General features: G+C 34.7%; 9 protein-coding genes. All 9 read left to right on the forward strand.

Going from position 1 to position 13375, the window contains the following annotated elements:
- Nucleotides 1-69: 69 nt before the first annotated feature.
- The 9 genes from IPO86_09705 to IPO86_09745 all read left to right on the forward strand — a co-directional run bounded on the left by IPO86_09705 (nt 70) and on the right by IPO86_09745 (nt 13301).
- Nucleotides 70-864 (forward strand): thymidylate synthase, encoded by a 795-nt coding sequence (locus IPO86_09705; protein ID MBK9728380.1) that lies wholly within the window; start codon nt 70-72, stop codon nt 862-864.
- 218 nt (nt 865-1082) lie between these two features.
- Nucleotides 1083-2489 (forward strand): c-type cytochrome, encoded by a 1407-nt coding sequence (locus tag IPO86_09710; protein ID MBK9728381.1) that lies wholly within the window; start codon nt 1083-1085, stop codon nt 2487-2489.
- A 22-nt stretch (nt 2490-2511) separates the two neighbouring features.
- Nucleotides 2512-5715: a 4Fe-4S dicluster domain-containing protein gene (locus tag IPO86_09715; GenBank protein ID MBK9728382.1), complete on the forward strand. Its 3204-nt coding sequence runs from the start codon at nt 2512-2514 to the stop codon at nt 5713-5715.
- Nucleotides 5716-5733: 18 nt separating this feature from the next.
- Nucleotides 5734-7164, forward strand: a complete 1431-nt coding sequence (gene nrfD / locus IPO86_09720; protein MBK9728383.1) for a polysulfide reductase NrfD — start codon at nt 5734-5736, stop codon at nt 7162-7164.
- A gap of 33 nt (nt 7165-7197) precedes the next feature.
- On the forward strand, nt 7198-7719 hold the full coding sequence (locus tag IPO86_09725) for a DUF3341 domain-containing protein (GenBank protein ID MBK9728384.1): 522 nt from the start codon (nt 7198-7200) through the stop codon (nt 7717-7719).
- Nucleotides 7720-7721: 2 nt separating this feature from the next.
- Nucleotides 7722-8537, forward strand: coding sequence for a cytochrome c (locus IPO86_09730; protein ID MBK9728385.1), 816 nt, complete (start codon nt 7722-7724; stop codon nt 8535-8537).
- 32 nt (nt 8538-8569) lie between these two features.
- Nucleotides 8570-9913: a hypothetical protein gene (locus IPO86_09735; protein ID MBK9728386.1), complete on the forward strand. Its 1344-nt coding sequence runs from the start codon at nt 8570-8572 to the stop codon at nt 9911-9913.
- Between the two features lie 21 nt (nt 9914-9934).
- A complete protein-coding gene (locus IPO86_09740; GenBank protein ID MBK9728387.1) occupies nt 9935-11440 on the forward strand; it encodes an OmpA family protein in 1506 nt (501 codons plus the stop codon).
- 10 nt (nt 11441-11450) lie between these two features.
- Nucleotides 11451-13301 carry a cbb3-type cytochrome c oxidase subunit I gene (locus tag IPO86_09745; protein MBK9728388.1) on the forward strand — a complete coding sequence of 617 codons (1851 nt, stop codon included), beginning with the start codon at nt 11451-11453 and terminating at the stop codon, nt 13299-13301.
- Nucleotides 13302-13375 lie beyond the last annotated feature (74 nt).

Below are 13375 nucleotides of genomic sequence, written 5' to 3' on the forward strand. Positions count from 1 at the left end.
GGAAAGAAATTTTTGGAAAAATTATATTATAAAAATTTTAATATGTTTCTTTGCCTTTGATTTTAGAAGATGCAGGTTTATTTAGATCTATTAAGAAAAGTTTATCAGGAAGGTATAGTTCGTTCTGACCGCACCGGGGTAGGTACTAAAAGTCTATTTGGCTATCAAATGAGGTTTAATCTGCTGGAGTCCTTTCCATTGGTAACTACCAAGAAAATGCATTTAAAGTCGATTATTTATGAATTATTATGGTTTTTAAAGGGTGATACTAATGTCCAATATCTTCGGGAACATGGGGTTTCTATATGGGATGAATGGGCAGATGAAGAGGGCAATTTAGGGCCTGTATATGGTAAGCAATGGAGGCAATGGTTAACCGCAGACGGACAAAATATTGACCAAATTGCTATTTTACTTGAGAACATTAAATCTAATCCAGAATCGAGGAGGCTAATTATTTCGGCTTGGAATGTAGGGGAACTTTCTAAAATGGCTTTAAGTCCATGTCATTGTTTGTTTCAGTTCTTTGTCGCCGATGGCAAGTTATCTTGCCATTTATATCAGCGTTCTGCAGATGTTTTCTTAGGAGTACCTTTTAATATTGCCTCCTATGCTTTATTGACAATGATGATAGCTTCTGTTTGCGAACTGAAGCCTGGTGAATTTGTACATAGCTTTGGAGATGTCCATCTTTATTTAAACCATATTCAACAAGCAGAGGAACAATTAAGTAGAAAGCCATTAAAGGCACCTATTATGAATCTTAATCCCGAAGTGAAAGATTTATTTAAATTTGACTTTAATGATTTCCAACTTGTTGATTATCAAAGTCATCCATCAATAAAAGCAACAATTGCCGTTTAATATATTAACAATATGTAAAAGATCTCATAATGCTTAACCAAATCGAATCCTGGCTGTTTTAATTTTAATGAAATTTTAACTTTTTTATAAGATAAATAAAACAATTTGATCAGATGTTTTGGGAAACGCAATTCTGGGCTATTTTTGCAGGAAAATTGATACTTATTAAATTGTATATCTTTTTTTAAAAATTATATTCATTTAGTTTTCAATAATTTATGAGCTACAATAGGATTCTTGCTTCCATTTTATTGGTTTTCTTTTCACTCGTGGCTCCATTCTCAGCCCCTGATATCGAAGTTGGAAAGAGTTCTTTTAAGAATAATTGTGCATCTTGTCATAATAAGAACATGAAAGATGCTTTGACGGGGCCTGCATTAGGGGGTACCGAAGAGCGTTGGGCCGCTTTTCCAAAAGAAGATCTTTATGCATGGATTCGGAATTCTCAAGCTTCTATTAAAGCAGGTCATCCGCGGGCTACAGAATTGTGGAATCAGTTTAAGCCGACTGTGATGACTGCGTTTCCAAATTTATCAGATGACGAAATTGCAAGTATACTTCTCTATATAGATGGTGTTTATAAAGGTACCTATGGTCCTAAAACAGCTGGAACAGCAGTAATTGGAGGCTCTGAAGCCAAACAGGAAAGTGGTTTTTCATTTTGGATGTATTTGATTTTTATACTTTTAATATGCTTGGCGGTATTCTTGTGGACCTTAATGTCTGATTTGGCTTATAATGTTAAAGTTAAATCAGGAGATAACTTAGCTGTCAGAAAAACTGTTTGGCAATTATTAACAAGTAAATCTGTTATCAGTTTTTTGATTTTCGGATTAGTCCTTTTTGGAGGATATACTACCGTTAATAATGCAATATCCTTAGGTAGGCAGCAAAATTATCAACCTGATCAGCCAATTAAATTTAGTCATGAAACGCATGCTGGCTTAAATAAAATTGATTGTAATTATTGTCATGATGGTGCTAGACGGTCAAAGCAATCCTTAATTCCTGCCACGAATACCTGTATGAATTGTCATGCTGCCATTAAAAAAGGTAGCAAATACGGAACTGCAGAAATTAGCAAGATTTTTGCATCTATAGGTTATAATCCTATAACCGACAAATACATTGATAATTATGTAAATCTAAGTGAAGAGGAAATTGCAGCTATTTATAAAAAATGGATCAGTGAAACTTTTGCAAAAGATAATAATATCAGTGCAAATTCAGATGCAGTCGTTCGGGAAACAGACTTGCAATGGGAAGGTATAAAAACATCCTTAACCAGCGAAACGAAAACAACCATTGCAGGACCTATTGAATGGAAACGAATCCATAATTTACCGGATCATGTTTATTTTAATCATTCACAACATGTTTCAATTGGTAAAATAGATTGCGCACAATGTCATGGTAAGGTGGATCAAATGCCTGTTGTTAGACAGTATGCACCGCTGTCCATGGGATGGTGTATTAATTGTCATCGTCAAACCGATGTAAAATTTACTGAAAACAAATATTACGACAGTTATAAAACCTATCACGACGAATTAAAAAATGGTGTAAAACAATCCATTAAAGTGAGTGATATTGGTGGATTGGAATGTCAAAAATGTCATTATTGATTAAGTAGCAACGAAGAATAATATGAAACTTAACGAATCAACTATTTGGATTGACGAAAAGGATTTAGTACAAGATCCGGAATTTATTTCAAAAAGTGAATCAGAATTAAATCCAGTAGCTCTTGAATCTATTATTAGTGATGAAAGAGCGGGTTTGTTCGAAACGAATCGCAGAGACTTTTTAAAAGTTTTGGGATTTGGAATTAGTGCAGCCACATTGGCATCTTGTGAAATTCCAGTTAAAAAAGCGATTCCTTATGTAATTAAACCGGATACTATTATTCCTGGAATTGCTAATTATTATGCATCTTCATTTGTGAATGGTGGGGACTATTGTCCGATATTAGTTAAAACAAGAGAAGGAAGGCCTATAAAAATTGAAGGAAATGCCTCTTCATCCATTTCAAAAGGTGGTACCAATGCAAGAGTTCAAGCTGCTGTTTTAAGTTTATATGATTATAATCGAATTAAGCAGGCTTCCAAAATTAACCAGTCTCAGTTGGTTGAGTCGAATTGGAATGATGTTGATGCTGAAATTAAATCGGCACTCGCAGCAAGCAGTAAAATTAGAATTGTAAGCAATACCTTAATGAGTCCGACAGCTCAAAAAGCGATCGGTGAATTTATTGCAAAGTATCCTGGTGCAAAACACATTAGTTATGATGCAATATCATCATCAGCACTTTTAGATGCAACAATGCAATGTTTTGGTGAACGCGTAATTCCAGAATATAGATTTGATTTGGCTGATACAATCGTTAGTTTTAATGCAGACTTTTTAGGTACCTGGATTTCACCTATTGAATATGCCGCTCAATATGCTAAAAGAAGGACTATCCAATTGGATAATATAAAGAACATGTCTCATCATGTGCAAGTTGAGTCACATATGTCATTGTCTGGTTCAAATGCTGATAATAGAATTCTTGTTAAGCCTTCCGAGCAGGGTGCTGCAATTGCACATTTATATAATGAAATTGCAACAAAAACAGGAGCAACTGCAATAGCAACTCCAGAATTAAATGATAAGGCAAAAGCAACGATTAAAAAATTGGCAGAAACCTTATTAAGTCAAAAATCTAAATCCATTATAGTTTGTGGAAATAATAATATTGGGGATCAAATTTTAGTTTTTGCAATTAATAATTTACTAGGGAATATTGGGACTACGCTTAATTTTAATGCTGCCTCTTATCAGCGGAAAGGAAATGATAATGAATTGTTTCAATTGTTGACTGAGATGAAGTCTTCAACTATTGATACGGTAATTATTTGGAATGCAAATCCTTGTTATGAATTGCCATTTGCAGCTGAGTTTAGTGAGGCAATGGCAAATGTTAAAACCAAGATTAGTTTAAATACTACATTAGATGAAACAACGGCATTGTGTAATTATGCAGCTCCAGATCATCATATTTTAGAATCTTGGGGTGATGTAGAAGCTAAACGGGGTGCTTTTAGTTTAATCCAACCAACCATTAACCCAATTTTTTCTACACGACAAGCAGCACATTCATTATTAACCTGGACAGGTAGTACAAATATAAATCAAAGTGCAGAGCAGCCTTATTATGAATATTTAAAAAAGAATTGGCAGGAAAAATTTTATACTGCAAACAATATGAATTCAGGATTCCAATTATTTTGGGATGAAACTTTGCATAATGGGGTTTATGAGATGCAAATGCCTTCTAAAGATTTAAGCTTTAAAGGAGATGTGCAAATGGCAGTGAATAAAATTTCTAAACCTGCAGCATCTGCTTTGGAAATTTCATTTTTCGAATCGGTAAGTATCGGTTCTGGAAATTATGCAGGAAATCCTTGGTTACAAGAAATGCCGGATCCTGTGACGAGATGTGCTTGGGGTAATTATCTTATGGTCCCGATTAGTTTTGATGGCGATCGAAGATTTATAAATTTTAATAATATAAATGAAAACGGAGAGCAAGTAGAAATTGCTATTTCTGGAAACAAATCCAAAGTTGCTGTTGTAAAACAATTTGGACAAATGCAAGGAACTGTGGCAATCGCATTAGGTTATGGTAGAACATCTGCAGGTGATTGTGGTACTGGGGTTGGTACAAATTTTTACTATGCATGCAAGTGGGTGGATGGCTATATTCAATATTATAATACAGAAGTTGAAGTTTCAAATAGTCTTGGATCTATTGAAAAGCATTTTGCCTGTGTACAGCATCACCATACATTAGGGGTTACTGCAACTGAAAAGAGTAGTGGAAATATTATAAATGCAGATGAAGCTGCATTAGTTGATGATGCATTTAAAGGGATTACCAAAGGTTATCAAGGATCATTGACCGATCGGTCAATATTGCGCCATAGTCATTTAAATGAAGTAGAAGCAAAAATTGACGCACTGAAAGAAGAGCGGGAAAAATTTCAAAAATTAAATTCATATACACTTTATTCCGGGCATGATTATAATTATAATTCAGGTCACCATTGGGGTATGCATGTGGATTTAAATGCTTGTATTGGTTGCGGTACTTGTACCATTGCTTGTATGGCAGAAAATAACGTACCGGTAGTAGGTAAAAAAGAAATATCTAGGCATCATGAAATGGCATGGTTGCGGATAGACAGATATTATTATGGGGATGTAGAAAATCCAAATGTGGTATATCAACCTATGATGTGTCAGCATTGTAATAATGCTCCTTGTGAGAATGTTTGCCCTGTGAACGCAACAAACCATTCTTCCGAAGGATTAAATCAAATGGCATACAATCGTTGTGTAGGAACTCGATACTGCGCTAATAATTGTCCTTATAAAGTGCGAAGATTCAATTGGTACGATTATACAACAGCAGATTTATTTCCAGTAAATCAATTTAATATAGCGGGTGAAAAAACCCAGCCTTATTATTCTGATAATTTAGTCAGAATGGTTTTAAATCCGGATGTTACAGTGCGGTCTAGAGGTGTAATTGAAAAATGTTCGTTTTGTGTTCAGCGAATTCAAGAAGGCAAATTAAATGCAAAACGCGACGATAGAATTTTACATGACAACGATGTTAAGACAGCTTGTCAAACTGCTTGTCCAACAAATGCGATAACGTTTGGTGATATGAATAATAAGGAAGGTGTCTTGTTTAAGAAAATACAGAACCCTTTAAATTATATTGTACTTGAAGAAATTAATGCTAAATCAGTGGTGAATTATACCATGAAGGTTAATAACCGTGATGTAAAATTTGACGCATAATCATTTAAAATTATTAAGATGTCAGGAGGAATTGTAGCCCCGGTAAGAAGACCGCTAATTGAAGGACATAAGACCTACCATCAGATTACGGAAGATCTATGTGCGCCAACGGAGCGAACTCCAAGCAAAGCATGGGTTATTGCTTTTATTATTTCTGCAGCAACCTTGTCTTTTGGATTGTTTTGTATCTGTTGGACAATTTGGATGGGGATCGGATCTTGGAATTTGAATCGAACCATTGGTTGGGGATATGATATAACAAACTTTGTATGGTGGATTGGTATTGGTCATGCCGGCACCCTGATATCAGCAATCTTATTATTGTTCCGCCAACGTTGGCGTACCGGTGTAAACAGAGCAGCAGAAGCAATGACAATTTTTGCAGTTATATGTGCAGCTTTATTCCCAGTTATTCACGTTGGTAGACTTTGGGTTGTATTTTATTTTTTACCATATCCAAATACAAGAGGTGCTTTGTGGCCTAATTTTAACTCACCATTATTGTGGGATGTATTTGCAATTTCTACTTATTTTTCAGTTTCTCTTTTATTTTGGTATACCGGCTTGGTACCAGATTTTGCTACCGTAAGAAATCGTGCTACCGGTTTGCGTAAGAAAATATATAACGCCTTGTCATTTGGATGGACAGGTTCTGCTAAACATTGGCAAAGATGGGAGTCCTTATCATTAGTGTTAGCAGGACTATCTACACCATTAGTATTATCGGTACATACCATTGTAAGTTTTGACTTCGCAACATCCGTAATACCAGGTTGGCATACAACAATATTTCCTCCTTATTTTGTTGCAGGGGCTATTTTTTCAGGTTTTGCAATGGTGCAAACATTGATGATTATGACCCGGAAAATTCTAAAATTAGAGCAATATATTACGTTGGAACATATTGAGTCTATGAATAAAGTTATTCTTGTGACGGGAACAATAGTAGGAGTTGCTTATTTAACAGAATTATTTATTGCATGGTATTCAGGATATGTATACGAACAATTTGCATTTTTTAACAGAGCGATGGGAATTTATTGGTGGTCTTATTTTGGAATGATGACATGCAATGTAGTTTCTCCACAATTATTTTGGGTTAAAAAATTCAGGAGAAGTGTTTTCTTAACGTTCTTTATGTCCATCTTTGTAAATATAGGAATGTGGTTTGAACGTTTTGTAATTATTGCAACCACATTAGCAAGAGATTATCTTCCTTCATCCTGGAGTTATTATCGTCCTACGTGGGTAGAAATTGGAATTTTTATTGGAACTCTTGGATTGTTTTTTACACTCTATTTAATATTTGTGAGAGTTGCACCGGTGGTTGCAATTGCAGAAGTAAAACATATTTTAAAAGTAGGTGGCGATCAATATATTGGAGAACATGCAATCCATAAACACGATGCCAACCATGCAAATCATAGTGAACATAAAACGCATCATTAATTTTAAATAAACGAAGATTAAAGTTATATATCAATGAGACGATACGATAAAGATGTGATCTACGGAATTTATTCAGATGAAGAATTGCTGTTAAGTGCTGTGCGTAATGCAAAAAGCAAGCATCTGGAAATAATGGATGTTTTTTCACCATTTCCAATTCACGGAATGGATCAAGCACTGGGTTTAGCTGAATCTAGAATCCATCAAGCTGGATTTGTGTATGGAGCTATAGGGACTTTGACGGCATTTTTAGGTATGACTTGGATTATGACAAGTGATTGGCCAATTATTTTTGGAGGCAAACCTTATTGGCCGGTACCTTCCTATATTCCCATTGTATTTGAAATGACCGTGCTTTTTGCATGTTGGGGAATGACCATTACTTTTTATACGATTTGTGGTTTATGGCCTGGAGTAAGTAATCCACAATTGGATTTGCGAACAACAGATGATAAATTTTGTCTTGCATTTGATCAAAAGGAAGTATCCGAATCTGCAGCTAGATCTTTTTTTGAAGAGACAGGTGCCGAAGAAGTAAATACTAAAAATATATGATGATGAAAGATTTTGTTAATAGTATACTTTTATTATTATTCTCTATTACACTTTTTCAGTGTAGCCCTGCTGAAGGAAATCACACAGGAACAGAATATATGCCAGATATGGCACATTCAATTGCTTACGAACCAAACGTAAACAGTTATTATTATTACCATAGTTGGGGATCAAAGGAATCCATTTATAAAATGTCAATTCCAAGAACTCCAGTAAGTGGAAGTATTGCCAGAGGCAGTATTGGAAACAGTTTAGATTCTATGCATTCTAAAATGTTTGACGGGTCTTTGAGCCCAAATGCAATGCAAGTAGCTGCTAATGGATCCGTGCATTATTATTATGGAAATACAGAAGAAGAGCGATTGCGTGCGATGAAAGAAATTACTGAAAACCCTGTAAAGCTTACGGATTCTGGATTGGCCCAAGGCAAAAATTTATACACCATTTATTGTGGAATATGTCATGGAGATTTAGGAGATGGAGCAGGTTATTTAGTAAGAGATGATGGGGGTAAGTATCCAGCGCAACCTGCAAATTTTTTGAAAGATGAATTTATTGCTGCATCCGAAGGTCGTTTTTATCATGGGATCATGGTAGGAAGAAATATGATGGGTGCTTATAATGATAAACTTTCATACCACGAACGTTGGAATGTAATTCATTATATCAGAGGGTTACAAGCGAGCTCAAAAAAATTGAAATATACTGAAAAGGAAAATACATTTTCAGGTTCACAGGTCATTAAAGATGCATTGAAAGCAAGTATTGTTGCTTCCGCTACAACACCAGTTGCACCAATTACCACGAATAAGAAATAGTAATTATTTGAAAAGAATTAATTTAAACAACAATGAATTCAATACAATTACCATCCAGAGATAAATTGATTTTAGGAATCATGGGATTCATTGGAATCATTTCACTGGTCGCCATTTTTTTAAATGATGATGCATTGCATACCAGGTTTTGGAGTAGTTTATTGCACAATGGAGTATTTTTTACGTTGATTTCCATGATGGCAATCTTTTTTGTTTGTGTCAGTAGAACGGCATATGCAGGATGGAATGTTGGATTTAAAAGAGTGTGGGAAGCAATGGCTCAATTTATGTGGGTAGGCTTTTTCATTATGATGATTATTGCTTTAGGCGTTTATTTTGGTTGGCATCATTTATACCATTGGTCTGATCAGGAAACAGTTGCAAATGATGCAGTTTTAAAAGGTAAATCCTCATTTTTAAATAAAAATATTTATACATTTTTAGGTTTGGGAATTTTAGCATCCTGGATATTTTTTGCAACTAAAATTCGCACGCTAAGTATTGCAGAAGATGATCATGGTGACGGTAAGTTTGAACATTATAATAAAATGAAATTTTGGGCTGCAATTTTTCTTCCTGTTGCAGGATTTACAAGTGCCGTAGTGATCTGGTTATGGTACATGTCTATTGATCCACATTGGTACAGTACGATGTTCGCTTGGTATACAGGAACCAGTTGCTTCGTAAGTATGATTGCATTGACAATCTTGTTTTTGATTTATTTAAAATCAAGAGGGTATTATCATAACGTAAATCAAGAACACTTTCATGATCTAGGTAAATTTATGTTTGCATTCAGTGTATTTTGGACGTATTTGTGGTTTTCTCAATATATGCTAATTTGGTATGGAAATAATGGTGAGGAAACCGTTTATTTTCAAACGCGTATTCAGCAATATCCAATACTGTTTTTTGGTAATCTTATATTAAATTTTGCATTGCCATTTTTAATATTAATGAGAAATGATAATAAGCGAAAGTATGGTACCTTAATAGGCGTAGGTATTATCGTATTTTTTGGACATTGGTGGGATACCTTTCAAATGGTAAAACCGGGCACACTGCATACTTCCCATGAAGTTCTTATGGAAAGAAATCATGCTGCAGCTGGAAATCCTAGTACCCATGAACTTAATTTATCAAAACAAAAGGATACAGAACATACTAACGCCGGACATGATCAAGGAGGTGCAGAACATGTTGGCCACGATACGAAACCAACGATTGGTTATTATATTCCTGGATTAGCAGATATAGGATTATTAATTGGTTTTCTAGCATTGTTTTTTGCTACAACCTTGCATTTTCTTTCAAAAGCACCGTTGGTAGCTAAGAATGATCCATTTTATGAAGAAAGTTTACATCACCATGTATAGTAATAGATAAAGTATATAATAATGACAGCTTTAATAACAATTCTTTCGGTCATACTATTATTTGTAGTATTACTTCAAATAGCGAAGATTAATGATATCACATCAGAAATTAAGGGTGATGAAGAGACACAAACCCAAAGTTCAGACCTTAATGGAAAGTGGTTAATGATCTTTTGTGTTCTATTTTTAGGATCATTTTTTTGGAGTGCACTTTATTATTCTAACAGATTACTTGGATACGGTCCATTGAAATCTGCTTCTGAACATGGCGGATCCATAGATTCTATGTTTAATGTGACTTTAGTTTTTACCGGAATTGTTTTTATATTATGTCATATTGCTTTATTTTGGTTCGCATACAAATACAGATATCGTACTGGTAAAAAAGCTTTGTTTTTACCGCATGATAATCGATTAGAAATAATTTGGACGGCATTACCGGCTTTGGTAATGACAATTTTAGTTGTTCAAGGATTAGTCACCTGGAATAAGGTTATGGCGGATGTTAGTGTTGGTGAAGATTTCATTGAAATTGAAGCTACTGCCTGGCAGTTTGCATGGAATCTTAGATACCCTGGAACAGATGGCAAATTAGGTGTAAAAGATTTTAGACTTATTAAACCGGGAGTTAATGAACTCGGACAAGATTGGCATGATGAACGAAATTTAGATGATTATAATGCAGATGAATTAGTATTACCTAAAGGTAAAAAAGTTCGTGTTCGTATCATTGCTCGGGATGTTTTACATAATTTTTATTTGCCTCACTTTAGAGTTAAAATGGATGCCGTTCCTGGTATTCCAACATATTTTATATTTACTCCCATTAAAACAACAGATGAATTCAGGCAGGAATTAAGAAAATATCCAGAGTACCAATTGCCATCAGATCCTAATGATCCAAATAGTGAACCTAAATGGAAAGCATTTAATTATGAATTAGCCTGCGCAGAATTATGTGGCAAAGGTCATTATAGCATGCGAAGATTAGTTAAAATAGTTTCTCCGGAAGAGTGGGAGAAGTGGAACAAATCTCAAAAATCTTTTTATTTTAGTGCTATTCGGAATACTGATGAAGATCCATTTAAAGGGAAACCAATACATGCAGAAGCACTACTTAAAGGGGAAGAAATGAAAGGCATGTTAAAAAAAGCATTAGATACAGCAAATGCTAATATGGATGATCGAACCCTTCGTTTAGATAATATTTATTTTGAAACGGGTTCTTCTAAATTAAGTATCGAATCCGAAATTGCCTTAAATATCTTAAAGGAAACATTTGATCAATATCCTAAATTAAAAGTGGAGGTTAGTGGCCATACCGATAATGTGGGAGACCTATCCTTGAATATGAAATTATCTCAAGAACGGGCCTTGGCTGTAAAAGATTTTTTAGTTTCTAAAGGAATACCTGGTGACAAAATATCATCATTAGGGCTTGGACCAAACAAACCAGTGGAATCAAATGATACAGATGCTGGTAAATCTAAAAACAGAAGAATTGAATTTAAAATTTTATCTTTTTAATACATAAACTATGTCAGCAAATCATCCAAACAATGTTGAAAAAGATAAACTAATCCAAGAATTGGGTTATGATGATCATTTTCATGAACATCATCATGGGGATAAATATCAGACTAATTTCTTAACTACTTATATTTTTTCCCAGGATCATAAAATTATAGCTCGTCAATTTTTAATTACAGGAATTTTCTGGGCAATAATTGGTGCAGCGATGTCAATTATATTCAGATTGCAATTAGGGTTTCCGGACGCAGATATGGCATGGTTACGTCCTATTTTAGGTCACTGGATAACTATAAATGATGCCGGAATTGGCCGCTTAGATCCGGAATTTTATTATGCCTTGGTGACAATGCATGGTACTATTATCGTATTCTTTGTATTAACAGCAGGCTTGAGTGGAACCTTTAGTAATCTTTTGATTCCACTTCAGATTGGAGCAAGAGATATGGCATCTCCATTTTTGAATATGTTGTCATATTGGTTCTTTTTCATGTCATCGGTGGTTATGTTTTACAGTCTGTTTATTAGTACAGGACCATTCTCAGGAGGCTGGACGGCTTATCCGCCATTAAGTGCATTGCCACAAGCTTCCATTGGTAGTGGTGCCGGTATGACCTTATGGACTGTTTCGTTGGTGTTATTTGTAGTTTCTGTATTATTAGGTGGAATGAATTATATCACCACGATTTTAAACCTTAGAACAAAGGGAATGAGCATGTGGAGAATGCCTTTAACAATCTGGGCATTTTTGGTGACAGCAATCCTAGGATTACTTTCTTTTCCAGTTTTAGCTTCTGGTTTTTTCCTTTTACTTTTCGACCGTAGTTTAGGTACAAGTTTTTATTTATCGGATATATTTATAAATGGTCAGGCTTTAGACCGAATAGGAGGTAGCCCAATTTTATATCAGCATATTTTTTGGTTTTTGGGTCATCCAGAAGTTTATATTATTATACTTCCAGCAATGGGTATCGTTTCGGAAGTTTTATCAGTACATGCTAGAAAACCAATTTTTGGTTATCGCGCCATGGTTTATTCAATTTTAGCAATCGCATTTTTATCCTTTATAGTATGGGCACATCATATGTTTATGTCTGGTGTGAATCCATTTATTTCAAACTTCTTTGTTGTTTTTACGCTCATTATTGCGGTACCCTCCGCCGTCAAGGTATTCAACTGGATAAGTACCTTGTATGGTGGTAATATTCGTTTAAATACACCTATGCTTTTTTGTATTGGTTTTGTGTCGATGTTTATTTCTGGAGGATTAACAGGTATATTTTTAGGAAATTCAGCAATCGATATTCAGCAACATGATACCTATTTTGTTGTTGCACATTTTCATATTGTGATGGGGGTAGCTGCATTTTTTGGAATGTTTGCTGGAGTGTATAATTGGTTTCCAAAAATGTTTGGTCGTTTTATGAATGAAACTTTAGGAAAAATACATTTTTGGATTTCTATGATTGGTGCGTATGCAGTTTTTGGTCCAATGCATTATATTGGAATGGCTGGTGTGCCAAGAAGGTATTATCGTTTTGATAGTTTTGATGCTTTCAAAGACTTTGATGATTTAAATAAGTTTATCACAATTGCTGCTATTGTTACTTTTTTCGGACAGATTTTATTTGTAGTAAACTTTTTCTGGAGTATGTATCGCGGCCGCAAGATGACAGAACAAAATCCATATGGTTCAAATTCTTTGGAATGGACAACACCAATTGATGCAGGTCATGGAAACTGGCCAGAAAAGATTCCAACGGTTCAGCGTTGGGCATACGACTATGGTAAAGATGATAAGGAATTTATACAACAGCATGTTCCTTTGCAAGAAGGCGAAGAACCAAGCAGTCATTAATTAAATTTTAATATTCAATACATTGAATCATTTTAAAACTACTGTTCTAAATTATTCCTTCATTCACGATGTTG

The organism is Saprospiraceae bacterium (assembly GCA_016717265.1).
In the GTDB taxonomy this organism is placed as follows: domain Bacteria; phylum Bacteroidota; class Bacteroidia; order Chitinophagales; family Saprospiraceae; genus Vicinibacter.